The sequence below is a fragment of the Kribbella sp. CWNU-51 genome, from assembly GCF_054073265.1.
Genome location: NZ_JBSXMZ010000004.1, coordinates 273,751 through 297,709 on the forward strand (window position 1 = coordinate 273,751; position 23,959 = coordinate 297,709).

Annotated in this window: 26 protein-coding genes; 16 read left to right on the top strand and 10 right to left on the bottom strand. The window is 68.4% G+C overall.

Annotated features, from left to right (window positions below):
- Positions 1–31: 31 nt before the first annotated feature.
- On the bottom strand, positions 32–928 hold the full coding sequence (locus tag ACXC9Q_RS03315; RefSeq protein WP_457054972.1) for a hypothetical protein: 897 nt from the start codon (positions 926–928) through the stop codon (positions 32–34).
- Between the two features lie 293 nt (positions 929–1,221).
- Between ACXC9Q_RS03315 and ACXC9Q_RS03320 the strand changes: the two genes are divergently transcribed.
- Entirely contained in the window at positions 1,222–1,779 is a 558-nt protein-coding gene (locus tag ACXC9Q_RS03320) for a Rieske (2Fe-2S) protein (protein ID WP_457054973.1), read from the top strand.
- Between the two features lie 62 nt (positions 1,780–1,841).
- On the opposite strand, the gene ACXC9Q_RS03325 is transcribed toward ACXC9Q_RS03320, so the two are convergent.
- The gene (locus tag ACXC9Q_RS03325) at positions 1,842–3,065 is read right to left on the bottom strand and encodes a S8 family peptidase (protein ID WP_457054974.1); all 1,224 of its coding nucleotides are present in this window, start codon (positions 3,063–3,065) and stop codon (positions 1,842–1,844) included.
- A gap of 149 nt (positions 3,066–3,214) precedes the next feature.
- Positions 3,215–3,685, bottom strand: coding sequence for a DUF6194 family protein (locus ACXC9Q_RS03330; RefSeq protein ID WP_457054975.1), 471 nt, complete (start codon positions 3,683–3,685; stop codon positions 3,215–3,217).
- An 82-nt stretch (positions 3,686–3,767) separates the two neighbouring features.
- On the opposite strand from ACXC9Q_RS03330, the gene uvrC reads away from it, so the two are divergent.
- From uvrC to ACXC9Q_RS03345, 3 genes are read left to right on the top strand one after another with little or no spacing between them, the layout of a single operon-like run.
- Complete coding sequence (uvrC, locus tag ACXC9Q_RS03335) at positions 3,768–5,798, top strand: excinuclease ABC subunit UvrC (protein WP_457054976.1); 2,031 nt, start codon at positions 3,768–3,770, stop codon at positions 5,796–5,798.
- Entirely contained in the window at positions 5,798–6,664 is an 867-nt protein-coding gene (rapZ, locus tag ACXC9Q_RS03340; protein ID WP_328520663.1) for an RNase adapter RapZ, read from the top strand. Before uvrC ends, rapZ begins: the two co-directional genes overlap by 1 nt.
- Positions 6,661–7,602: a gluconeogenesis factor YvcK family protein gene (locus ACXC9Q_RS03345; RefSeq protein WP_457054977.1), complete on the top strand. Its 942-nt coding sequence runs from the start codon at positions 6,661–6,663 to the stop codon at positions 7,600–7,602. Before rapZ ends, ACXC9Q_RS03345 begins: the two co-directional genes overlap by 4 nt.
- A gap of 1 nt (position 7,603) precedes the next feature.
- Here the strand turns inward: ACXC9Q_RS03345 and ACXC9Q_RS03350 are convergent, their stop codons facing one another.
- Together ACXC9Q_RS03350 and ACXC9Q_RS03355 are read right to left on the bottom strand one after the other, a co-directional pair.
- Entirely contained in the window at positions 7,604–9,046 is a 1,443-nt protein-coding gene (locus ACXC9Q_RS03350) for a hypothetical protein (RefSeq protein ID WP_457054978.1), read from the bottom strand.
- Positions 9,043–9,549 (bottom strand): SigE family RNA polymerase sigma factor, encoded by a 507-nt coding sequence (locus ACXC9Q_RS03355; protein WP_457054979.1) that lies wholly within the window; start codon positions 9,547–9,549, stop codon positions 9,043–9,045. The genes ACXC9Q_RS03350 and ACXC9Q_RS03355 overlap by 4 nt, the downstream gene beginning before the upstream one ends.
- Positions 9,550–9,686: 137 nt before the next feature.
- Here ACXC9Q_RS03355 and whiA point away from each other — a divergent pair, with 137 nt between their 5' ends.
- From whiA to ACXC9Q_RS03400, 9 genes are all read left to right on the top strand, one after another.
- Positions 9,687–10,670: a DNA-binding protein WhiA gene (gene whiA / locus ACXC9Q_RS03360; protein WP_328520667.1), complete on the top strand. Its 984-nt coding sequence runs from the start codon at positions 9,687–9,689 to the stop codon at positions 10,668–10,670.
- Between the two features lie 92 nt (positions 10,671–10,762).
- Complete coding sequence (locus ACXC9Q_RS03365) at positions 10,763–11,149, top strand: hypothetical protein (protein ID WP_457054980.1); 387 nt, start codon at positions 10,763–10,765, stop codon at positions 11,147–11,149.
- Positions 11,150–11,605: 456 nt separating this feature from the next.
- Positions 11,606–12,613, top strand: a complete 1,008-nt coding sequence (gene gap / locus ACXC9Q_RS03370) for a type I glyceraldehyde-3-phosphate dehydrogenase (protein ID WP_457054981.1) — start codon at positions 11,606–11,608, stop codon at positions 12,611–12,613.
- A gap of 89 nt (positions 12,614–12,702) precedes the next feature.
- Positions 12,703–13,905, top strand: coding sequence for a phosphoglycerate kinase (locus tag ACXC9Q_RS03375; protein ID WP_457054982.1), 1,203 nt, complete (start codon positions 12,703–12,705; stop codon positions 13,903–13,905).
- Positions 13,906–13,910: 5 nt separating this feature from the next.
- A complete protein-coding gene (tpiA, locus tag ACXC9Q_RS03380) occupies positions 13,911–14,723 on the top strand; it encodes a triose-phosphate isomerase (protein ID WP_457054983.1) in 813 nt (270 codons plus the stop codon).
- Positions 14,720–14,953: a preprotein translocase subunit SecG gene (secG, locus tag ACXC9Q_RS03385; RefSeq protein WP_328520671.1), complete on the top strand. Its 234-nt coding sequence runs from the start codon at positions 14,720–14,722 to the stop codon at positions 14,951–14,953. The genes tpiA and secG overlap by 4 nt, the downstream gene beginning before the upstream one ends.
- 13 nt (positions 14,954–14,966) lie before the next feature.
- The gene (locus tag ACXC9Q_RS03390; protein WP_405066820.1) at positions 14,967–15,326 is read left to right on the top strand and encodes an RNA polymerase-binding protein RbpA; all 360 of its coding nucleotides are present in this window, start codon (positions 14,967–14,969) and stop codon (positions 15,324–15,326) included.
- A 125-nt stretch (positions 15,327–15,451) separates the two neighbouring features.
- Positions 15,452–16,432, top strand: a complete 981-nt coding sequence (locus ACXC9Q_RS03395; RefSeq protein WP_457054984.1) for an SMP-30/gluconolactonase/LRE family protein — start codon at positions 15,452–15,454, stop codon at positions 16,430–16,432.
- A gap of 36 nt (positions 16,433–16,468) precedes the next feature.
- The gene (locus tag ACXC9Q_RS03400; protein WP_457054985.1) at positions 16,469–17,323 is read left to right on the top strand and encodes an LLM class flavin-dependent oxidoreductase; all 855 of its coding nucleotides are present in this window, start codon (positions 16,469–16,471) and stop codon (positions 17,321–17,323) included.
- 111 nt (positions 17,324–17,434) lie between these two features.
- Here the strand turns inward: ACXC9Q_RS03400 and ACXC9Q_RS03405 are convergent, their stop codons facing one another.
- Positions 17,435–17,638: a cold-shock protein gene (locus ACXC9Q_RS03405; RefSeq protein WP_012921273.1), complete on the bottom strand. Its 204-nt coding sequence runs from the start codon at positions 17,636–17,638 to the stop codon at positions 17,435–17,437.
- A gap of 449 nt (positions 17,639–18,087) precedes the next feature.
- Between ACXC9Q_RS03405 and ACXC9Q_RS03410 the strand changes: the two genes are divergently transcribed.
- Positions 18,088–18,363 carry a protealysin inhibitor emfourin gene (locus tag ACXC9Q_RS03410; protein ID WP_329476918.1) on the top strand — a complete coding sequence of 92 codons (276 nt, stop codon included), beginning with the start codon at positions 18,088–18,090 and terminating at the stop codon, positions 18,361–18,363.
- Here the strand turns inward: ACXC9Q_RS03410 and ACXC9Q_RS03415 are convergent.
- The 3 genes from ACXC9Q_RS03415 to ACXC9Q_RS03425 are packed head-to-tail and all read right to left on the bottom strand — an operon-like array spanning position 18,360 to position 21,813.
- Positions 18,360–19,820 (bottom strand): beta-N-acetylhexosaminidase, encoded by a 1,461-nt coding sequence (locus tag ACXC9Q_RS03415; protein ID WP_457055759.1) that lies wholly within the window; start codon positions 19,818–19,820, stop codon positions 18,360–18,362. The two genes, ACXC9Q_RS03410 and ACXC9Q_RS03415, sit on opposite strands and share 4 nt — an antisense overlap.
- 39 nt (positions 19,821–19,859) lie before the next feature.
- Positions 19,860–20,633, bottom strand: coding sequence for a fructosamine kinase family protein (locus ACXC9Q_RS03420; RefSeq protein WP_457054986.1), 774 nt, complete (start codon positions 20,631–20,633; stop codon positions 19,860–19,862).
- On the bottom strand, positions 20,593–21,813 hold the full coding sequence (locus tag ACXC9Q_RS03425; protein ID WP_457054987.1) for an MFS transporter: 1,221 nt from the start codon (positions 21,811–21,813) through the stop codon (positions 20,593–20,595). Before ACXC9Q_RS03425 ends, ACXC9Q_RS03420 begins: the two co-directional genes overlap by 41 nt.
- A 51-nt stretch (positions 21,814–21,864) precedes the next feature.
- On the opposite strand from ACXC9Q_RS03425, the gene ACXC9Q_RS03430 reads away from it, so the two are divergent.
- The gene (locus ACXC9Q_RS03430; RefSeq protein WP_457054988.1) at positions 21,865–22,509 is read left to right on the top strand and encodes a CGNR zinc finger domain-containing protein; all 645 of its coding nucleotides are present in this window, start codon (positions 21,865–21,867) and stop codon (positions 22,507–22,509) included.
- Positions 22,510–22,684: 175 nt separating this feature from the next.
- Positions 22,685–23,101, top strand: coding sequence for a VOC family protein (locus ACXC9Q_RS03435; RefSeq protein ID WP_328520679.1), 417 nt, complete (start codon positions 22,685–22,687; stop codon positions 23,099–23,101).
- 48 nt (positions 23,102–23,149) lie between these two features.
- On the opposite strand, the gene ACXC9Q_RS03440 is transcribed toward ACXC9Q_RS03435, so the two are convergent.
- Entirely contained in the window at positions 23,150–23,896 is a 747-nt protein-coding gene (locus ACXC9Q_RS03440) for a phytanoyl-CoA dioxygenase family protein (protein WP_457054989.1), read from the bottom strand.
- Between the last annotated feature and the right edge of the window lie 63 nt (positions 23,897–23,959).

Genomic DNA, 23,959 nt, shown 5'->3' on the forward strand with positions numbered 1-23,959 from the left:
GCGATCCTCGGCGCCTCATCAAGTCAAGAGCTCACCGGCCGAAGACCTGGCCGAACAGGTGCCTTAGCCACGTCCGGCGGGGTTGCGGCTTCAACGCGGACGGCAGTACGACGGTTGGCGGCGTCGCCAGCGTGACCGGCACCTGGACCAGCCGATCGCCCTGCAGCCAGAAGAGGTCCGGGCAGCACTGGTCCGGCGCGTCGCGATAAGCCTCGGTGACGAACCGCGCCAGCGCGTCGGCCCGGTCCTGCCCGGCATCGGCAGCGCAGTAGGCAACCGTGCTCAGCCGGGGTACCCCGACCAGCACGCCCGCGCCCAGACCAGCCCGCGGCAGCAGGTTCTCCCGGTCGACGAGCGCCATCGACACCAGCGGATCGCGGTCCCGGCTGAGCACGATGATGCCGTCGTGTTCGACCGGCTCCAGGTCCGCGATCTCCGTCAGACTCAGCTGCACCGGCGACGGCACGTCCGGATCACCCAGTCCGAGCATCGACCGCCGGACGGTGGTGAGCCGCCGGAGCTCCACGCCGGTCCGGATGAACACGACCACCTCGAAGTGTTCGCCGAACGGGATCAGCGCGTCCGCAACCGGTCCGGCCGTCCGCGCTGACCAACCGCGCTGCACCAGCAGAGCACGTTGCCGGTCACCGACGTCGCCGTACCGATGTTCCTCGGTGGCGAGCTCACCTTCGGCGACGACGGCGCGCAGCCAGGCCTCGATCTGTTCCGGCCAGCGTTGTTGCGGCAGTTGGAGGCAACGATCGACGATCTCGCCGACGCCGACGACGGCGGACATCTGCAATGCGCCGCGTCCCCAGCCGACCTCGACCGTGCGCTCCTCCGTGTCCACCACACAGCCGGGCAGCCAGATCGGCGCGAGGTCCGCGATCACCTCGACGACGGCGAAACTCTCGCTCGTGCTTGTCATGTCTCGACCTCTGCCACAACTGAAGTGTCTCGCGCATCCGGATCAGAAGAAGTGCCGGGCCTATCCACGTCCGCGGGCTGGTCCGCAGAAGGAACCCTGCCGGCCGAGATGGTCACCCCGCGCGACCAGCTGATTCACAGCGAACTCTCAAACAGCGGTTGAATCCGGCGCTGGTTGAACCGATCCGATGATCCGGTCGTTTGACCCGGTATCGGCCCGGTTTGGCAGGGTCGGCTACACAGAAGCAAAGCGTTCAACCACTTCGACCGGCAGGCTCCTGGAGGTCCAGATTCATGAGCGATGACACGATGGCACCAACCACCCCGCAGCAGACCCCGGAGGGGGTCAACCTGCGCGACCGGAGGTCGGTGCTCCGCTGCGCGGCAATCGCCGCCCTCGCGGGTGCCAGCGCACCGATCCTTGCGGCCTGCGGCGGCAGCAACGACGCGAGCGGGGGCGGCGACTCCAGTTCCGCACCCGCGACCGGCACGAGCTCGGCTCCGACCAGCGCACCGACCAGTACGGCGCCGTCCTCGAGCGCGCCGGCGAGCACCAGCGGGGGTACGGTCCTCGGCCCGGTGTCCGACGTACCGGTCGGTGGCGGCAAGGTGTTCTCGGACGCCAAGGTCGTGGTGACCCAGCCGACCGCGGGCCAGTTCAAGGGCTTCTCCGCGATCTGCACCCACCAGGGCAACCCGGTCGGGTCGGTGCAGGGCGGGCAGATCGTCTGCCCGTTCCACAACAGCCACTTCAACATCACCGACGGCAGCCCGGTCAGCGGCCCCGCGCAGTCGCCCCTCCCTGCGGTAAACGTCGCGGTTCAGGGCAGCAACATCGTCCAGTCCGCCTGACAACCGTAACGTCCGAAGAAGTGAGGCCTATAGCCCTCACTTCTTCGGACGTTAGCGGTTTGTCAGCTGTGGGTGGCTGGGTCGACCTTGCCGACGTAGAGGAGCTTGTTGGGGGAGCCGGTGCCCGGGTCGCCTACCTTGTCCGGCGTCGACGCGCCGACCAGGGCCGTCGCGACATCGGCCGGTGTGGCGTCCGGGTGGTCGGCCAGGTAGAGCGCAACCCCAGCGGCCACGTGCGGCGTGGCCATCGACGTACCGCTCATCTTGGCGGTCGCCTCGGGGTCGGTGATGCCGACCGACATGATGTCGACGCCCGGGGCGAACAGGTCGACGCACTTGCCGAAGTTGGAGAACGTCGCCTTCTTGTCCTGGTCGTCGGTCGCGCCGACGGTGATCGCCGCAGGCTCCCGGGCCGGCGAGCCCTGGCAGGCGTCCGCGCTTTCGTTGCCAGCGGCAACGGCGTAGGTGACGCCGGAGCCGACCGAGGCCTTCACCGCCGCGTCCAGCGCGTCGTCGGCGCCGCCGCCGAGACTCATGTTCGCCACCGCGGGCTTCTTCGCGTTCTTGGTGACCCACTCGATGCCGGCCACCACGGACTCGGTCGAGCCGGAGCCCGAGCAGTCGAGCACCCGGACGCCGTACACGTGGGCGCCCTTGGCCAGGCCGTACGTCGTACCGGCGATGGTGCCGGCCACGTGGCTGCCGTGCCCCATGCAGTCGACGCCGTTCTGGCCGTCGCCGACGGTGTCGGTGCCCACCGAGGCGCGGTCGCCGAAGTCCTTGTGCGCGGCGTAGATGCCGGTGTCGATCACGTAGACGTTCACGTTGTCCGCGGTGGTGGACGCCTCGTACTTCTTGTCCAGCGGCAGGTCACGCTGGTCGGCCCGGTCCAGGCCCCACGGCGGGTCGCCCTGCGCGACGGTGATCTTCTGGTTCTGCTGGACGTAGGCCACCCGCTTGTCGCCGGCCAGCTTCTTCGCCTGGTCCGCACTCATGCTCGCGGAGAAGCCCTTGATCGAGGCGTCGTACTGGTCGCGCACCTTGACGTCGTAGCTGGTCGCGAGGCCGGCGTTGGTGGCCCGGGTCTCGGCCTGCGAACGCTGGCCGGCCAGGACGACAATGTAGCTGCCGGGGATGGCGTCCGGGGTGCCGGCGCCGCGGATGGTGACGGCGGCCGTCTGCGACGCGTCACTGCCGGCCGCGGTGGCGACGATGCCGGTGACGGCGAGCGCGGCTGCGGCGACCGCTCCGAACACGGCACGCGGTCTGCGAATTCTGGGGGACATGGGCGGAACTCCCTCGAGTCAGCGCAAGGCCCGGTTGCCTCACGCAAAGGTCCTGCACGTCTACCCTGGGTCACACGCTAGAACTCCCGCTCATCCCAACCGGGGGTCAAACCAGCCTTATGGGACAACCCGCAACATGACCGCAACGTTCACTTGCCCAATAGGGGGTTACTGCGCCGCGCTTGGAAGTTGACGTGCTTGCGGACGGCGAAGTCATAGGCCTCCTGGAGGAGCGGAAGCAGGGGAGTGGCGTCGGCCGGCGAGACGATGCAGACCCAGTGCTGTGAGGCGTAGAAGGGGTGCGGCATCAGGGTGTCGCGGGCGGTGTAGTCGTGGCCGGAGTCGAGCACCCAGTCGGCGTCGCGCTCGGTCGGCACCGCACCGAACAGCGAGGTGTACGTCGCCTTGGCCAGGCCGATGTTGAGTCGCCAGGCGCCGGGGTCGTCGAGCCGGGACACCTTCTCGTAGTGGTCGCCGGTGACGATGGTGGCGAACGGCTGCTGCCGCTCCGGCGGTAGGTCCGCGGCCGGGTCGTAGAGGTAGAACAGATCATCTTGTGCCTCGAGCACCCGGATGCCGTCGTACGCGCGGATCACCCGATCCATCTCTTCAACAGTCATGCCTTCAAGTGTGTCATTGAAGTAGCAATGGAGACTTTGGCGGAATTCCGGATTTGTCGGCAACCCGAACTAGGGTGGTTGAGTGGCTGATCCGTCCTCGTACCGTCCCGCTCCAGGGTCGATCCCCGACTCGCCTGGTGTCTACCGCTTCAGCGATGCCGCCGGGCGGGTGATCTACGTCGGCAAGGCGAAGAACCTGCGCGCCCGGTTGTCGTCGTATTTCCAGGATCTGGTCAACCTGCATCCGCGCACCCAGGCGATGGTGACGACCGCGGCGAAGGTCGGGTGGACCGTCGTCGCCAGCGAGGTCGAGTCACTGCAGCTGGAGTACTCCTGGATCAAGGAGTACGACCCGCGCTTCAACGTGAAGTACCGCGACGACAAGTCGTACCCGTGGCTCGCCATCACCCTCAACGAGGACTACCCGCGGGTGATGGTCGGCCGGGGCCAGAAGAAGAAGGGCGTGAAGTACTTCGGTCCGTACAGTCACGCCTGGGCGATCCGGGAGACGGTCGACCTGCTGCTGCGGGTCTTCCCGATGCGCTCGTGCAGCAAGGGCGTGTTCAACCGGCACCGCCAGATCGGCCGGCCTTGCCTGCTCGGCTACATCGGCAAGTGCGCCGCCCCCTGCACCGGTCAGGTGAGCCAGGAGGAGCACCGCAAGATCGTCGACGATTTCGCCGCGTTCCTGTCCGGCCAGACCGCGACGTACGTGCGCCGGCTGGAGAAGGAGATGAAGGCGGCCGCGGCCGAGCTCGAGTACGAGCGGGCCGCGAAGATCCGCGACGACCTCGCCGCGCTGGAGAAGGCCCTGGCCAAGAACGCGGTCGTCCTCGGCGACGGGACCGACACCGACGTGATCGCGCTGAGCGAGGACCCGCTCGAGGTCGCGGTGCAGATCTTCTACGTCCGCGGCGGCCGGATCCGCGGTGAGCGCGGCTTCATCGCCGACAAGGCCGACGGTACGGCGACCACCGGCGACCTCGTGTCCCGGTTCATCCAGCAGACGTACGCCGGCGACTCGGGCGACGCGATCCCGCGGGAGATCCTGGTCCCGACCAAGCCGGAAGACGCGGACGCGCTGACCGAGTGGCTCGAGGGGATCCGCGGCGCGAGGGTGGAGATCCGGGTCCCACAGCGCGGCGACAAGAAGGCGCTGATGGAGACCGTCGAGCGGAACGCGCTGCAGACGCTGACGATGCACAAGACCAAGCGGGCCAGCGATCTGACCACCCGCAACCAGGCGCTGGAGGAGATCCAGGCCGCGCTCGACCTGCCCGAGGCACCGCTGCGGCTGGAGTGCTACGACGTCTCGAACCTGCAGGGCACCGAGGTGGTCGCGTCGATGGTCGTATTCGAGGACGGCCTGCCCCGCAAGAGCGAGTACCGCCGGTTCGTGATCAAGGGCGTCGACGGGCAGAACGACGTCGCCTCGATCGCGGAAGTGCTGACGCGAAGGTTCAAGCGGCTGCTCGACGAGCGGGCCACGCTGCAAGAGGACGAGGACCCGTCGGCAGCGCTGATCGATCCGGAGACCGGACGCGCCCGCAAGTTCTCCTACGCCCCCGGACTGGTCGTCGTCGACGGCGGTCCGCCGCAGGTCGCGGCCGCGCGCCAGGCGATGGACGAGCTCGGCCTGGGCGACATCCCGGTCGTCGGCCTGGCCAAGCGGCTGGAGGAGGTCTGGGTCCCGGACGAGGAGGACCCGGTCATCTTCTCGCGCACGTCGGAGGGGCTGTACCTGCTCCAGCGCCTGCGTGACGAGGCCCACCGGTTCGCGATCACCCACCACCGCAACCGGCGCTCGAAGTCGATGGTCGAGAGCGTCCTGGACGAGGTCCCGGGGCTCGGCGAGGTCCGCCGGAAGACGCTGCTGCGCCATTTCGGCTCGCTGAAGAAGTTGCGGCAGGCGACGATCGACGAGGTGGCCGAGCTGCCCGGATTCGGCCGCCGGACGGCGGAGTCCGTCGTACTGGCGGTGAACGCTGCCGCAACGACGGCCGAAACCGGCCGGGCGCCGTCGGTGAATACCGCCACGGGCGAGATACTGGGCGACGACGTCCCGGCGCCGGCCGGGGCGCCCGACGGGGACCCAGGGAGAACTGAGAGCTGATGGACGACACAGGCGGCAACCTGATCATCGTGTCCGGGATGTCCGGCGCGGGGCGGAGTTCGGTCGCCGACGTACTGGAAGACCTCGGCTGGTTCGTCGTCGACAACCTGCCGCCGATGTTCCTGACCACCCTCGTCGAGCAGGTGATCGGCACCGGCGCGGCGCCTCGGCTCGCGGTCGTCGTCGACGTCCGGACCGGGTTGTTCTTCGAGGAGCTGAGCTCGGCCATCCACGACCTCCGGCTGAAGGGGTACCGGCCGCTCACGCTGTTCCTGGAGGCCTCCGACGACGTGATCGTGCGCCGGCAGGAGAGCGTCCGCCGGCCGCACCCGCTGCAGGGCGAGGGCCGGTTGCTGGACGGGATCCAGCGCGAGCGCGCGTTGCTCGGCGACATCCGGGCCGGCGCCGACCTGGTCATCGACACCTCGAACCTGAACATCCACCAGCTCGCCGCGAAGATCGTGAACGCCTTCGGCGACGAGGAGAACGCCGAGCTCAGGGCGACCGTGGTGTCGTTCGGTTTCAAGTACGGCATCCCGGTGGACGCCGACGTGGTCGCCGACATGCGCTTCATCCCGAACCCGTACTGGCAGCCCGATCTGCGCCCGATGACCGGGCAGGACAAGCCTGTGTCAGACTTCGTGCTCGGCCATCCGCTGGCCCAGCAGTTCCTGCAGAACTACGTGGACGTGCTGGACACACTGCGGACCGGCTACCTGAACGAGGGCAAGCGCTTCGTCACCGTCGCGATCGGCTGTACCGGGGGAAAGCACCGCAGCGTCGCGATGGCCGAGGAGATCGCCCGGCGGCTGCGGGAGAGAGGGTCACCGACGTTGGTCGTACACCGGGATCTGGGGCGGGAGTGACGCGAGCTCCCCGGGTCGTCGCACTGGGTGGGGGACATGGCTTGGCCGCCTCCCTGTCCGCACTCCGGCACGTCACGGACCAGCTGACGGCAGTCGTGACGGTCGCCGACAACGGCGGCTCGTCCGGTCGCCTGCGGCGTGAGCTCGGGGTACTGCCACCTGGGGATCTGCGGATGGCGCTGGCCGCGCTGTGCCGCGACGACGAGTGGGGCCGGACCTGGGCGGACGTGCTGCAGCACCGGTTCCGCAGCAACGGTGAGCTGCACGATCACGCGGTCGGCAATCTGCTGATCGTCGCGTTGTGGGAGCTGCTCGGCGAGGCCGTCGACGGACTCGACTGGGTGGCGCGATTGCTCGGCGCACAAGGGCGCGTGCTGCCGATGTCCGCCGTACCGCTGGACATCACCGCGCGGGTGCTCGGACTGGACCCGGACCATCCGGAGGCGATCACCGAGATCCGCGGCCAGGCCGAGGTGGCGACGACCGAGGGGCAGGTCGTCGACGTCGCGCTCGACCCGGCCGACCCGCCGGCGTGCCCCGAGGCGCTGGTGGCGATCGCGGAGGCCGACTGGGTCGTGGTCGGACCGGGGTCCTGGTTCACGTCCGTGATCCCGAACCTGCTGGTCCCGGCGTTGTCCCGGGCTCTCGAGCAGACCAGCGCGCGTCGTCTGGTGACGCTCAACCTGGGCGAGCAGAAGGGCGAGACCGACGGCTTCTCTCCCGAGACCCACCTCGAGGTGCTCGCCGCGCACGCCCCCGACCTCCGCATCGACGTCGTGCTGGCCGACACCGGCCATGTCCCGGATCCCGCGTCGTTGCGCCGTACGGCGGAATCCCTCGGAGCGGAGGTGGTCATCGCCGACATCGCCGACGATGACCGTCACCTCCACCACGCCCCGGACAAGCTGGCCAAGGTCTACCGGGAGATCTTCAGCTGACTCAGCCGGCGTCGACCGGCTTCTTCGTGTCGTACACCTGCTTGCCCTGGGCGTCGTACCCGCCGACCTGGACTGTCTTGATGTCCGAGTTTCCGCCGGTCGGTCCCCAGGTGTAGAAGCCGTTGGCCATCAACACCCGGGTCGGTCCGGCCGGCAGGTCGATGATCATCTGCGCAACGCCCGCGGGCACCATCGCGAACCCAAGGTTGTCCGCGACCTTGCCGTCCGCGTCCACCGCGTGCCGGGTGTAGTCGGACTCGCCGCCCTTCGTGGTGGGCTTCGTCATATGGCACCACACAGCGACCCGCTGGTCCGCGGAGATGAGCACGGCGGTGAACTTGTCGCCGGTGCCGGTCTTCAGCGCCACGTCCCAGGAACTCGTGATCGGACCGGCGGCCTTCTCGCGCGGATCCTGCGGCCCCTGCCCACCGTAGGCGGGGTTGGTGGCGATCTCCTGCTCCCAGAGGCGGCAGCGATCGCGGATCTGGTCATCACTGAGCGGACTGACCGGCGGTGCGGGAGCGAGGGCCTTTCCGCTTCGCGGATCCTTCGTGAGCACGACCTGGGGCGTGATCGGTTCGGCGGTCTTGACGGTCACCTTCGGATCGACGGTCGGCTGCGCCGGGGGAGTGATCGGCTTGACGATCTGGTCGTACACCCTCGTGCCGCCGGCGTCGTAGGCCCGGATCCGGGTCAGCGTGATCAGCTTGTCGTTCGTGCCGGGGTGGCCGAGGGTGACGAATCCGTCCGTGCCGACCAGGGCCTCACGAGGACTGCTTTCGCCGGCAAGGTCCACCAGCACCCGGGTGACACCGGTGACCGGAAACAGGAGGCCGGCGTGCACGTTCAGCGGCTGCTGGGTCCGACTCCTGGACGAGACGTCTGCCGTCATGGTGCGCCCCAGGCTCGCCGGCTTCTCCGGACCGTTCATGATGCACGTCGAGACGACCGACTTGTCCGGTGCGAGGAACAGCGCGTTCAGCACGGACTGGTCGCCACTCTTCACCACGATCTTCCACCGGGCGTCGACCCGACCGGTCTTGTCGAGGGTCTTGCCCCTGTGCTGGAGGAAGCGCTCGTAGCTGGTGTCCTTCTGCGTGCACCGGCGCAGGACCTCGGCGTCGGACAGTGGGCTCACCGGAGGTGCCGGAACGACTGTCTTGCCGGTCTCGTTGTCGACGATCCGGCCGGTCTTCGCGTCGATCGTGATGGTCTGGTTCTTCGGCGTGCCCGCCGGTCCCGCGCTCTCGGAACGCGTCGCGGACCAGGCGGCGATGCCGCCGAGGATCGCGGCGGTAGTGAGGATCGCTGTGGACGCGGCGGCGATCCGTCCCTTGCGGACCGAACGCCGGGCACGGACGAGAATGTCCCCGACGTCGGTGTGCAGCGGCTGGTCCGAGTCGTCGGCCGCGGCAGCCAGCAGGCGTTCGATGTCGGTGCTCACGAAGCGCTCCTTTCGATCTGGTCGAGTAGTTCGCGCAGGCGGCCGAGGCCGCGGGAGGTCTGGCTCTTCACGCCGCCGACACTGATGCCGAGGATGTCGGCGGTCTGTTCGAGGCTGAGGTCGGCGTAGTGCCGCAGCACGACGCACGCGCGCTGGCTGGGCGACAGGTGGTGCAATGCCTCGATGACGAGCAGGCGGTCGTCGACCGATCCGACTGTGTCCGGTAACGGTCTGAGGTCCTCGCCAGTGTCGTCGAGACGCTCGCGGCGCCACGGCTTCCTGGACTGGTCGAGGACCGCGGTGACGACGCAGCGATGCGCGTAGCCGATCAGGCTGTCGGTGCGGTTGATGCGGTTCCAGTGCCGGTAGACCTTCACCAGAGCGTCCTGCGCCGCGTCCTCGGCCCGGTGCCAATCGCCGCACATCAGGTACGCCGTACGCCGCAGCCGCCGGATCGTGGTCGCCGCGAACTCGGTGAACTCGGCATCGTCGCGTGCTTTCATGCCCCTCCTCGTACTCTCGCGGAAGGAACGCGACCAACCACGGGAAAGGTTGCAGCCCCCGTAACAGGGCCCCCGATCGGCCCGTTGGTCCTGGTACGACCCCCGAGGGTCTTTGACAGCGGTGGGAGGATGCCTTCATGGCGATGACAGCACAGGTGAAGTCCGAGTTGACCAGTATTCAGGTCACAAAACCCTGTTGCCGCAAGGCCGAGGTGTCGTCCGTGCTGCGATTCGCGGGCGGGCTGCACCTGGTGTCCGGCCGGATCGTCGTGGAGGCGGAGCTGGACAGCGGTGCCGCGGCCCGGCGGCTGCGCAAGGACATCGCCGAGATCTTCGGGCACCCGTCGGACGTGGTCGTGATCTCCCCGTCCGGAATCCGGAAGCAGACCAAGTACGTCGTCCGCGTCGTGCGCGACGGCGACGCGCTGGCGCGGCAGACCGGCCTCGTGGACAACCGCGGCCGGCCCGTGCGGGGTCTCCCGCCCGCGGTCGTCTCCGGCGCGTCCTGTGACGCGGTGGCGGCTTGGCGCGGAGCGTTCCTCGCGCACGGCTCGCTGACCGAGCCTGGCCGGTCGTCCTCGCTCGAGGTGACCTGCCCCGGTCCGGAAGCGGCGCTCGCACTGGTCGGTGCGGCCCGCCGGCTCGGCATCGGCTCCAAAGCCCGCGAGGTGCGCAACGTCGACCGCGTCGTGATCCGCGACGGCGACGCGATCGGCGCCCTGCTGACCCGGCTCGGCGCGCACGAGTCGGTGCTCGCGTGGGAGGAGCGGCGGATGCGGCGCGAGGTCCGCGCGACCGCGAACCGGCTGGCCAACTTCGACGACGCGAACCTGCGCCGCTCCGCCCGCGCGGCGGTCGCGGCGGGCGCCCGGGTCGAACGTGCGCTGGAGATCCTCGGCGACGACGTACCCGATCACCTGCAGGTGGCCGGCAAGCTGCGGCTCGAGCACAAGCAGGCCAGCCTCGAGGAGCTCGGTCAGCTGCATGAGCCGGCCCTCACCAAGGACGCGGTGGCCGGCCGGATCCGCCGCCTGCTGGCGATGGCCGACAAGCGCGCCGCCGACCTCGGCATCCCCAACACCGAGGCCAACCTGACCCCGGAGATGCTCGACCCGGCCTGACCGGATTGTTATCTCCGGCAGCCCACGCCGACCTTGCCGCGTTGGTTGGATTGCCCTACGGGGGTTTCCATCCGATGAACAGATGAGGACAGATGGGTACCCAGGAAGAAGAAGCCAGGGCGCTGGCCGAGCTCGAGCGCATCCGCACCGAGAATGCGATCAAGGAGATGCAGCGCCAGGAGGAGCTCCGCAAGCTCCAGGAGCAGCAGAACCAGAACAAGATGGTCGCCGACGGGCCGGCGGCGATCGGCTGGCCGGACAACGAGGTCCAGGCCCCGCCCAGCCGGCTGGACGCGGTGAAGGGTGCACTCGGCGTTGGTGCGCCCGGCGACGCAGCGTTCGCCGGCCGACTCCTGAACGACGGTCGGCCCCCGGCGACTGATGCCGTGGCCGACAAGGCGGGTGTTCAGGCCGATGGCGCCAAGGAACGCCGAGGCGCCGCCGTGAACACCCGGACGGCTCAGGCCTTCGGACGCTGACAAGCAGGACGCCGACCGCGGTCCCGTCGGGATCAGGCCGCCGTACTGGCGCGTCTCGAGAACGTTCCCCATCGCCTCCGGAACGCGGACGACACCGTCCACGATGCGGGCACCGCATCCGGGGTCAGCCACTCAGATGGTGGGTTGCCCACTCAGAATCCGAGGGGGCAACCCACCATCTCGGTGGTCAATCCCTCAAATCGCCACGGCTCCGAGCGCCCGTCTCGCGTAACGATGTCCGGAAGGCGCGTTACCCGTTGCCGCAGGGTCCGGAACGCGGACAGCGGCCGACTTCACGCCGGGGGAGCGCGTACCAGCCGGTGGTCTGGTCTGAAACCGTGGATGAGGCGTTGGTGGTCTGCTGTGGACACTACCAGTTGGCTCACTGGGCTGTTGGGCTAATGTTCGGGCTGTAGCGGCAGTGCTCGAAAGCTAGTTCTGAGGAGACGCAGTCCCGTGACCGTACGCGTAGGTATCAACGGCTTCGGCCGGATCGGCCGTAACTTCTTCCGCGCCGCGCAGGCGTCCGGTGCCGACATCGAGGTCGTCGCCGTCAACGACTTGACCGACAACCAGACCCTCGCTCACCTGCTGAAGTACGACTCGATCCTGGGCCGCTTCCCGGGCGAGGTCTCCGCCACCGACGACGACATCACCGTCGCGGGCAAGAGCTTCAAGGCGTTCGCCGAGCGCGACCCCGCGAACCTGAAGTGGTCCGACGTCGGCGCCGACGTGGTGATCGAGTCGACCGGCTTCTTCACCGACGCCACCAAGGCCAAGACGCACGCCGACAACGGCGCCAAGAAGGTCATCATCTCCGCCCCGGCGAAGAACGAGGACCTGACCGTGGTGATGGGCGTGAACCACGAGCTGTACGACGCCGAGAAGCACACCGTGATCTCGAACGCGTCCTGCACCACGAACTGCATCGCCCCGCTGGCCAAGGTCCTGCACGACGCGTTCACGATCGAGCGGGGTCTGATGACCACGATCCACGCGTACACCCAGGACCAGAACCTGCAGGACGGCCCGCACAAGGACCTGCGCCGCGCCCGCGCCGCCGCGCTGAACATCGTGCCGACCTCGACCGGCGCCGCGAAGGCGATCGGCCTGGTGCTGCCGGAGCTCAAGGGCAAGCTGGACGGCTTCGCGCTGCGGGTCCCGGTCCCGACCGGCTCGGCCACCGACCTGACCGTCACCGTCGGCCGCGAGGTCAGCGTCGACGAGGTCAAGGACGCCTACAAGGCGGCCGCCGCCGAGGGCACGCTGAAGGGCTACCTGACGTACACCGAGGACGAGATCGTCTCCACCGACATCGTCACCGACCCGGCTTCCTGCATCTTCGACGCGGGCCTGACCAAGGTGATCGGCAACCAGGTCAAGGTCGTCGGCTGGTACGACAACGAGTGGGGCTACTCGAACCGCCTCGTCGACCTGGTCAACCACGTCGGCGCTTCGCTCTGACGTCTCCCCATTCGCGTTGCGTCCGAAGAACTGTGGCCGGTAGCGCACGGTTCTTCGGACGTTAGCGGTTCGTTGAAGGAAGCTGAACTGTGAAGACCATCGAAGACCTCGGCGACCTGGGCGGGCTGCGGGTGCTGGTTCGCTCCGACCTGAACGTGCCGATCAAGGACGAGACGATCGGCGACGACGGCCGCATCCGCGCGTCGCTGCCGACGCTGATCAAGCTGGCCAGGGCGAGCGCGAAGGTGATCGTCACCGCGCACCTGGGCCGCCCCAAGGGCAAGCCCAACCCGGAGTTCACCCTGGCGCCGGTGGCCGAGCGGCTCGGCGAGCTGCTGCAGCCCGAAGGCATCACGGTGCACTTCGCCACCGACGTCACCGGTGAGAGCGCGCAGACCGCCGTACAGAACTTGGACGAGGGTGAGGTCCTGCTGCTCGAGAACGTGCGGTACGACCCGCGCGAGGAGAGCAAGGACGAGGCCGAGCGGGGTGCTCTGGCCGACGAACTGGCGGCGCTCGCGGACGTGTTCGTCAGCGACGGCTTCGGTGTCGTGCACCGCAAGCAGGCCAGCGTGTACGACGTTGCCCGCAAGCTGCCGCACGCCGCCGGTGGCCTGGTGCTCGCCGAGGTCGGCGTACTGAAGAAGCTGACCGAGGACCCGGCCCGCCCGTACGTCGTCGTGCTCGGTGGCGCCAAGGTGTCGGACAAGCTCGCGGTGATCGACAACCTGCTGGCCAAGGCCGACAAGCTGCTGATCGGCGGTGGCATGGTCTTCACGTTCCTGAAGGCGCACGGCCACGAGGTCGGCAAGAGCCTGCTCGAGGACGACCAGCTGGACGCGGTCAAGGGCTACCTGGAGACCGCGAAGTCGAAGGGTGTCGAGATCGTGCTGCCGACCGACATCGTGGTCGCGCCCGAGTTCAAGGCGGACTCGCCGGCCACCGTGGTCGCCGCGGACGCGATCCCGGCCGACCAGCTCGGTCTGGACATCGGCCCGGAGTCGGGCAAGGCGTTCGCCGCCGAGATCGCCGGCGCGAAGACGGTGTTCTGGAACGGGCCGATGGGTGTCTTCGAGATGGCCGCGTTCGCCGGCGGAACCAAGGCCGTCGCGCAGGCGTTGACCGAGATGGACGGGCTGAGCGTCGTCGGTGGCGGTGACTCGGCCGCGGCGGTGCGCCAGCTAGGCTTCGCGGACGACGCGTTCGGGCACATCTCCACCGGTGGTGGGGCGTCGCTCGAATACCTGGAGGGCAAGGAGCTCCCTGGTCTCGCCGTACTGGAAGAGGACTGAGACACATGGCCGACAGCACAGCTGCCCGTACGCCGTTGATGGCGGGCAACTGGAAGATGAACCTCAACCACGTCGAGGCCGTGCACCTGCTGCAGAAGCTGTCGTGGACGCTGCAGGACAAGAAGCACGACTACGACCGGGTCGAGGTCGCGGTGCTGCCGCCGTTCACCGACATCCGCAGCGTGCAGACGCTGGTCGACGGTGACCGGATGAAGATCAAGTACGGCGCCCAGGACGTGTCGACGCACGACGCCGGCGCCTACACCGGCGAGATCTCGGCCGCGATGCTGAGCAAGCTGGGCTGCACCTACGTGCTGACCGGTCACTCCGAGCGCCGGCAGTACCACAACGAGGACGACGCGTTGGTCAACGCCAAGACGGCCAAGGCGCTCGAGGCCGGGCTGGTCCCGATCGTCTGTGTCGGCGAGGGCCTCGAGGTCCGTAAGGCCGGTGAGCAGGTCGAGTACACGCTGGCCCAGGTGGACGGCGCGCTGGCCGGGCTGAAGCAGGACGACGTACGGAAGCTCGTTTTCGCCTACGAGCCGGTGTGGGCGATCGGCACCGGCGAGGTGGCCACTCCGGAAGACGCGCAGGAGGTCTGCGCGGCGATCCGCGGGCGGCTGGAGGAGACGATCTCACCCTCGGTGGCCGACTCGGTACGGATTCTTTACGGTGGATCGGTGAAGATGGCCAGCGCAGGTGGCATCATGGCCCAACCGGATGTCGACGGCTGTCTGGTCGGGGGCGCGAGCCTCCAGGCCGACGAGTTCGCCGGTATCTGCCGTTACCTGGACCTTCAGTTAGGCTACTCCTCGTGATTCTCGCTTTCTCGATCGTCGTCATCATCTGCAGCCTGATGCTCACCCTGCTGGTGCTGCTGCACAAAGGCCGCGGTGGCGGTCTGTCCGACCTGTTCGGCGGTGGTGTGTCGTCCAGCCTGGGCGGCTCCTCGGTCGCCGAGCGGAACCTGGACCGGATCACGATCGGCATCGGTCTGGTCTGGTTCGCCGCCATCGTCGCGCTCGGCCTGCTCTACAAGCTCGGCTGAGGGGCGGGTTCCCGTGGCTGGTGGTGGCAGTGCTATTCGTGGCAGCCGGGTCGGTGCCGGGCCGATGGGCGAGGAGGAGCGTGGTGAAACCGCGCCCCGGCAGCGCATCGTGTTCTTCTGTGCCAACGGGCACGAGACCGCGACGGTGTTCGCGGTCGAGGCGGCCATCCCGGAGGCGTGGGACTGTCCGCGGTGCGGTCTACCGACCAGCACCGATGTGAACAACCCGCCTCCGCCGCCGAAGATCGAGCCTTACAAGACACACCTGGCCTACGTGAAGGAACGGCGCTCCGAGCAGGAGGCGGCCGAGATCCTCGAGGAGGCCCTGGAGAAGCTCCGCGCCCGGCGTGCCCGCGGCGAGGTCATCTTCTGACGGGGTAGTGGTTTTCAGGCAACAGACAGCCCGGACCGATAACCATCGGTCGGGGCTGTGTCGTTCGCGTCTCTTCGTGTCCACCCACTGACCGTCGGTGCGGAGTACCCGCTAAGGTCTGCGGCATGAAGTCGTCGATCGTGCCCGTGCGCTGGACACCGCCGCCCGCGCCGCCGGTGCGGCACCCGAAGACCGTCGACGTGGAAGCGATCGCGGTGCCGGGGCCGGGTCCGGAAGACGCTCTGATCGACGATGACGGCAGCGTGCTGACCGGCCTGCTGGACGGGCGGATCCTGCGCGTGAGTGCGGACGGCAAGACGATCACCACCGTCGCCGACACCGGCGGCCGGCCGCTCGGGCTCGAGTGGCTGCCCGACGGCAAGGTGCTGATCTGCGACGCGAACCGCGGTCTGCTGACGCTCGACAAGGACGGCCGGGTGACGACCCTGCTGTCCGAGATCGACGGCCGCCCGATGCGCTTCTGCAACAACGCGGATGTGACGCCGGACGGCACGATCTACTTCACCGACTCGTCCACGCGGTTCGGCGTCGACGAGTGGATGGCGGATCTGCTCGAGCACTCCACGACCGGCAGCGTCTACCGCCTGACTCCGGACGGCGAGGTGACGCGGCTGACGACCGGCCGTGCCTTCCCGAACGGCGTTGCGCTCAGCGGCGATCGCCGTACCCTCTTCTGGGCCGAGACGGCCACGTACGCGCTGTACAAGCTCGATCTCACGGTAGAGGGCGCTGAGCCCGTGCAGGTGGCCGCGATCCCTGGGTTGCCGGACAACATCGCTCGCGGCTCGGACGGCCTGATCTGGGTGGCCGTCGGTTCGCCCCGCAACGCGGTGCTCGACTTCCTGCTCCCCAAGCAGCCGGCACTGCGCAAGGTCGTCTGGAGCCTGCCCGACGCCCTGAAGCCGAAGGCCGCCGACATCATCGAGATCCAGGCGTACGACGACGCCGGCACGCTGGTGCACGACCTCCGGGCCAAGCACCCCGACTTCCACATGCCCACCGGCGTGCGGGAGCGCGACGGCAGGGTGTGGCTCGGCAGCATCGGAACCAGTTCCCTGGCCACCTTCCGGACCCCGCCGCGCTAGCCGGCTGCCTGTAAGCCCATTCGTTAGGGTGCGGGCATGCGATTCGGGATCACGATCCTGCCGGAGTACCGGTGGAAGGACGCCGCGCGGTTGTGGCGGCGGGCGGAGGAGCTCGGCTTCGACCATGCCTGGACGTACGACCACCTGACTTGGAGTGGCCTGCAGGACTCGCCCTGGTACGGGACGACGCCGACCCTGACGGCGGCTGCACTGGTGACGACCACGATCAAGCTCGGCACCTTCGTGACCTCGCCGAACTTCCGTCATCCGTTGGCGCTGACCCGCGACATCCTCGCGCTCGACGACGTGTCCGACGGACGGTTCCTCTGTGGCGTCGGCTCGGGTGGCAGCCTCGACGCGACCATCCAGGGTGGTCCGGACCTGACGCCGCGGCAGAAGGTGGATCGCTTCGAGGAGTTCGTCGTACTGCTGGACAAGCTGCTGACCACCGACGGCGTCGACTTCCAGGGCGAGTACTTCGAGACCCGCAACGGCCGGACGTTGCCCGGGTGTGTGCAGCAGCCGCGGGTGCCGTTCGTCATGGCCGCCAACGGGCCGCGTTCACTCCGGCTGGCGGTGAAGTTCGGCGCCGGCTGGGTGACGACCGGCCCGAAGTCGCCGGACTTCGAGACCTGGTTCGCCGCGGTCACCGACCTCAGCCACCGCCTGGACGACGTACTGGAAAGCCGCCCGTTCGACCGCTACCTCGCCCTCGACTCGGCCCGTTACTCGCTCTCCAGCCCCGCAGCCTTCGAGGACGTCGTGAGCCGCGCCGCCGCCCTCGGCTTCACCGACGTGATCACCCACTGGCCACGCCCCGAAGGCGTCTACGCCGGCTCCGAGGACACTCTGGAGAAGATCGTCACCGACGTCATTCCCCGCTTGCGCTAGTACGGCGGACCCGAGCGGGGACGGCGTTACCCGGTTGCGGAAACGGCGCAGGGGCCGCACACCGGTGTGGTGTGCGGCCCCTCCATCAGTTGCGAGAAGGGTGATCCAGGATCAGATCGGACGGATGTTCTCCGCCTGCAGGCCCTTCTGGCCCTGGGTGATCTCGAACTCGACGCGCTGGTTCTCGTCCAGGGAACGGAAGCCCGAGGTCTGGATGGCCGAGTAGTGCGCGAACACGTCCGCGCCACCGTCATCCGGGGTGATGAAGCCGAAGCCCTTGTCAGCGTTGAACCACTTGACAGTACCGACAGCCATTTGTGTCTATCTCCTTGATGGCTTGTAACAAACCGCGACCCACACCTCATGAGCCACGTGTCGCCGAAAGGCCCCAGAAGACAGAACCGGCCATGCAGCACAGCGAAAGTCAGTGGGAGTCCAAAAGTGCAACGCGATAACTGTAGCCGATCTGCGGCCGCGTGGAAGAGGTGACCAGGAACACGTGTCGCTGATTGTCGCCGCCCGCCACGCTGTGTGGCCGGTCGGATTCAGGTCTGCGATGGCCGGTCCGGACCCGGAAACCCCGCGCCGACCTGCTGGTTCGCGCCCGCGAGCGGGGTTCGCGGGATGGCAACGAAGGACAATCCACCGGTACGCCGGGTGATGGACGCGTTGTGCTGATCGAATTTCCCGGCGTGTCGCGCGGCTCTGGACATTCGTTGCGCCGCGCGCAATCGTGAGCCACCACCAGCCGAGGGAGACGTTGGTTGATCGTCAAAGTAACTCGCAGCGGCGGTTTCGCCGGTCTGAAGGCTCACGGCGAACTGGACACCAGCGCCGAGCCGGACACGGATCGGCTCGAGGCCGCAGTGCAGGCGCTGGGCTCGGCTGACCTCGGCTCCGGCCGTCCGCAGCCGGACCGCTACGTCTACCGGCTGGAGGTGCGTGACGCCCCGGATGCGGACGCCACGCACCACACCGTCGCCGAACAGGACCTGGACGAGACCACCGCGTGGTTACTCGACCGGGTCCTGCGGCACTAGGCCCAGTCGATCTCCGGCGCGCGGTAGAAGTTGACGCCGAGCACGTCCCACCGCGGCGCCTGACCGGCCAGACGGTCCTTGTACGTCGTCCAGTCCAGCGCGGACGCCGGCGACCAGCCCAGCTCGGCGATCCCCGGCAGCCGCGGGAAGGCCATGAACTCGAGCTTGGCCATGTCGTCGAGGGTCTCCGACCACAGTGGCCCCTCGACCCCGATCACGGCGCTCTCAGCGAGGCCTGGGATGAGTGTCGCGGGGTCCCAGCGGTAGGACTTCTCCACGCCGATCAGACCAGCCCAGTCGAGCCCGTACGGCGTGTCCTCGTCGTACTTCATGTCCAGATACGCGCGGTTGGCCGGTGACATCACCACCTCGGCACCCTGGGCCGCGGCGTTGCGGGTCAGGTCCTGCGCCCGGTCGTCGTCGGTTCCCCAGTACTGGACGATGCTGCCGGGCGGCAGCGAGGCGTCGGCGATCTCGTGCCAGCCCATCACCCGCTTGCCGTGCTTGACGACCAACGCGGCCGCCTTCGCCACGAACGTGAGGTAGTCCGAGTGCGGAGTCGAGTGTGCCTCGTCCCCACCGAGATGGATGACGTCACCCGGGGTCTGCTCGGCCACCTCCCGGAACACGTCGTCCAGGAACTCGTAGGTGAGGTCCTTGTGCACCGCGAGCGAGCTGAACCCCACCTCGGTGGCGGTGTAGTACGGCGGCGCCTCGCCGTCGGCGTTGAGCTCCGCGTACGACGACAACGCCGCGTTGGTGTGTCCCGGGGTGTCGATCTCGGGCACCACGGTCATGTACCGGTCGGCGGCGTACATGACGATCTCGGCGTAGTCCGCCTTCGTGTAGTGGCCGCCCGGCCCGCCACCGACCTCGGAGCCGGCCCCGTGCTTGGTCAGGTCCGGCCACGAGTCCACCTGGACGCGCCAGCCTTGGTCGTCCGACAGGTGCAGGTGGAGCCGGTTGAGCTTGTAGAGCGACGCGAGGTCGATGCACCGCTTGATCTCCGCGACAGAGCGGAAGTGCCGGGACACGTCGACCATGACGCCGCGGTACGGGTAACGCGGTGCGTCGGCGATCTCTACCCCGTCGATCTCCCACGGACCGGCCTGCTCGGTGCCGGCCTCGGCCTTGGCGGGAAGCAACTGACGGAGTGTGGTCACTCCGCGGAAGAGGCCTTCCGCTGTGGCGGCGGTGACGGACACAGCCGTGCCGTCCACGCGCAGCTCGTAGCCCTCCGGCCCGAGCGAGCTCGGTCCGTCGGTGGACAGCGTGATGGTGCCCGTGCCTGGCCCGACAGGTAGTGGGAAGCCAGTGGAGACGCGTAGCTGGGCGGTGAGCTGGTCGGCCACCTGGTTGGCGGCTGCGGAGTCACCGACCAGGCCGACAGTGGCAGAGGGCTGCAGCGTGAAGGTCTGGTCGGGCAGGGGGCTCTGGGTGACAGGTTGCGGAATCAGGGTGGGCTCCGGTGGGTGCGTGAGTTGTTAGGAAGAGTCTCATCCATATTTGTGCGCCATGGCGATCGCCTGCGGCACATAAGTCCCACCGAACATCACCACGTGTGTCAGCAGTGGGTGCAAGCGGTGCAGCCCGACCCGGTCGCGCCAGCCGTCCGCGAGCCGGTGTGCCTCGTCGTACGCGCGGAGCACACGCTCGAGCTGCGGTAGGCCGAAGAGGCCGAGCATGGCGAGGTCCGTCTCCCGGTGACCGCCGTGGGCGGCCGGGTCGATCAGGTGTACGCCGTCGGTTGCCCAGACGACGTTGCCCGACCACAGGTCGCCGTGGATCCGGCTCGGCGCGTCGGACGGGTCGTCGTACGCCCCGGATTCGAGTCGTGTGCACACCTGCTCGAAGACCTGCAGTTGGTGGCCGTCGATCGTGCCCTGGTTGTAAGCCGTCCGCAGGTACGGCCGCAGCCGCAGGTTCGCGTAGAACTCACCCCACGACTTCAGCGGCTCGAGTGCATGCGGCAGTCCGATCGTGCCGATGTAGCCGTTTGCTAGCCAACCGTCAGGGGGTACGCCGTAGTGGTGGGCGCCGGCGTCATGTGTGACAGCCAACCGCCGACCGAATTCGTCAGCGGCTGCACCGGTCGGCGGCCGCAGGTCGAGTTTGACGGTGGTCAGGTGGTCGGGGGAGACGTCGAGCGGCTCCGCGACCGGTACTCCACCGGGTACGGCGAGCCAGCGCAGTCCGGCCGCCTCGACCTCGAAGTACCCCGCCGGCGCGTCAAGCCGCCTCTTCACAAACCTGTCGCCCAGGACGGTCATCCTCGCACTCTCCCATCACCATGCCGCGCCGAGCCAGCACCGGTTGGTCGGCAGCCATGATCACCAGAGCTACGACCGCGAGCAGGCCGCCGACAAGCGCGACACAGCGCACGCCGGCGCTGTCGAGCAGCCCGCCACCGATGAGCGCTCCTGCCGCGATCCCTATGTTGAACGCCGTGCTGATACCCGCCGACGCCAGGTCTGTGTTGCCGGGAGCCACCTGCATAGTCCTGCTCAGTACGGCGACCGCCAGCGCGCTGAAGGCCATTCCGGCAGTGGCGACCAGCAGGACTGCCGGCACCTGCCAGTGTCCGAGCGTGTAGAGGCCGAGCAGCGCCGCACTGATCAGGGTGAGCGGCAGGACGATCGCAGCCCGCGGATGCTGGTCGAGGATCCGGCCGACGAGCAGAGTCCCGGTCAGTCCGCCCAGTCCGCTGGCCAGGAGGACTGGACCGAGTGCACCGGAGGTGAAGCCGCTGACATCCAGCAGGAACGGCGCGACGTAGGTGTTGAAGGTCAGGAAGCCGGCCACGCCGAGAGCCGTGGTGGCGATGAGCACGACGTACCGGCGAACGTCGGGAGTGCTGCCGCGGCCAGACGCGGACGCCTGGGCGTTGACCCGGGGGAGCAGGCACGCGATGCCCAGAGAGGTGGCGGTCCCGAGCACCGCCATGATCGCGAAGGGGATCCGCCACCCGAACTGCTCACCGAGCCAGGTACCGAGCGGTATGCCGATCACGGGAGCGAGCGCTGAGCCGATCGAGATCTTCGCGACCACTCGGCCGCGGACGGTCGGCGGAAACAATCCGGTCGCGATCGGGAAGATGATCGACCAGAAGAGCGCGTGTGAGAGCGCCGTGAGCAGCCGTGCCACGAGGAGAACCTCGTACGTCGGCGCCAGCGCGGTGATGGCGGCTCCGACGGCCATCAGGCCGAGTGTGGTGCCGAGGACCAGGCGGCGCGGGAGCCGCAGGGTGAGCCGGGCCAGCGGGATCGATGTCAGGACGACGACAGCGGCGTACCCGGTGACGAGGAGACCGATGTCGGAGCGTGAGCGGCCCAGATCGGCGGCGATCACTGTCAGCAGTCCGATCGGGAGCACTTCGATGGTCACGTAGGAGAAGGTGCCGACTCCGAGCATGACCAGCGCGGCACGGGCTCTGCGGGACGTAATGAACATGACGTCACCTGCGATTCCAGTGAAAGTGGTTATGGTGGTAGCATGTCATGCATGGCAGACAACCGCAACGACGTACTCCGGATCGTCGGTGGCCATCCGGCCCTCGACTTGGTGAATACGGTCGCGCCCCGCGTGCCCGGTGGTGCGGCCGACGAGCTCGACTACCTTCGGGCGCCGGCTGCACTGCTGGCCTGGAGCCGGCGGATCGGGTTGACCGACGACAGTGAGGCGACTGCGGTGGCCTCAGCGTGGGACAGCGCTGCTGGGACGGCCGAGCAGGCACTCCATGCGACGATCGAAATCCGCGAGGCGGTCTATACCGTGCTGGCCCGGCGGGACGAATCCGCTGAAATGGCTGCTGCGCTTGAGCTTTTGACGCTGCGATGGTCGGCAGCCGCGGCTCGGTCGGTGCTTGTGCCCGGCGGCGCTCTCGCCGAGCTTCAGGTCGGCACGTCGCCGGCGCTGATGATTCCGGACCGATTGGTGGCGGCGGCGGTCGAGTTGCTGCGGACGGTCGAGCTGCGCCAGTTGCGGGCCTGTCCGATCGAGGAGGGAGGCTGTGGCTTCCTGTTCCTCGACCGCAGCCGGAACGGTTCGCGGCGCTGGTGCGCGATGGAGGACTGCGGGACCCAGGCCAAGATCCGGAAGCTGAGCGAGCGCCGCCGGGCTACCACCGTCGAGGGCGGTCAGCGGTAACAACAGCAGCTGTTGACTGTCCGCGACCGCCTGACCGGTCAAGAAGGCGTGTCGAAAGATGCGAAGTGTCCACTCGACCTGTCATCGTAGGCGGCCGGGCCTTCCGACCAGATGGGCCCTGGCCGGTCCTGCCCCGACACGGGCAGGCAGTCATGTAACAGAAGCTGGAGGACAGATGACGCAGGTGGCAGAGCAGCCGGGTAGTACTGCCGGGCGGCTCGGCTCGGTGGTGCTGGACTGCCCGGACCCACTCGAGCTCGCCCAGTTCTACTCGGCGCTGCTGGGGCTGGACATCGACGAGAACGGTGACGACGACTGGCGGAGCCTGACCGGCCCCGGCTCGTCGCTCGGCTTCTCGACGCTGGCCTTCCGGCGCTCGGAGGAGTACGTGCCGGCCACCTGGCCCGGCACCGACGCGCAGGATCTCCACCTCGACCTGATCGTCGAGGACCTCTCCAGCGGCCACGCCACCGTGGTCGCGCTCGGGGCCGAACCGCTCGACCCCCTGGACCCGCCGCCCGCCGAGAACGATCGCGGCTGGCGCATCTACGCCGACCCCGCGGGTCACCCGTTCAGAATCTGCCTCGAGTAGGCATCGAGATCTGCCCGCCCCGGGCTCGCCGGGGCGGGCTTTCGTGTGTCAGGACCACGCACTGCTTCCGGTGAACGAGAAGTGGCGGCCCTCGACGTACGCGGGCCGTGGCTGGTAGCTGTTGACTCCGGGCTCGCCGCGCAGGTGGAAGGCGCTCGGGTAGGGCACCTCCGGATTGGTGATCCGGGTCGACGTCGGGATGTAGCGGATCGTCAGTCCGCAGCGCCGGTTCGGCGAGGTGTTCGCGTTGCTGCCGTGCACGATGTTCGGGTGGTGCACCTCGACATCACCGGGCGCCAACACCATGTCGACCGCGGCCGACTCGTCGACCTCGACCGCGATCTCCTTGCCGAGGACGCTCTCGACCTCGGTGTTGTCCCGCATCCCGGCCACCCCTGAGCGGTGACTGCCTGGGATCACGCGCACGCAGCCGTTCTCCGGCGTCGAGTGGTCGACGGCCAGCCACAGCGTCACGACCTGCATCGGGTCGAGCGGCCAGAACGCCGCGTCCTGATGCCACAGCACCGGCTGCCCCGAGTACGGCGGCTTGGAGATGTAGTGCGACGCGAACAGCGCGAGGTCCGGTCCGACGAACCGCTCCGCGATGTCCAGCAGCCGGTCGTCGCTGATCAGCCGGACCCAGAACGGGTCGTCGCGCAGGTACACGTGCCCGAGTTGCTCGGGCCGTACGTCGGGATGCCGGGCCTGCAGCCACTCGACATGATCATTCACTTCCTTGATCAGTTCCTGGTCGATGACGTCGCGGAAGATGACGTAGCCGTCGGTCTCAAACATGTCTTCATGCTGCGGGTCGGGCACGGCTCGGTACTAGCAACGAGCTGACGAGAACTTGTAGCG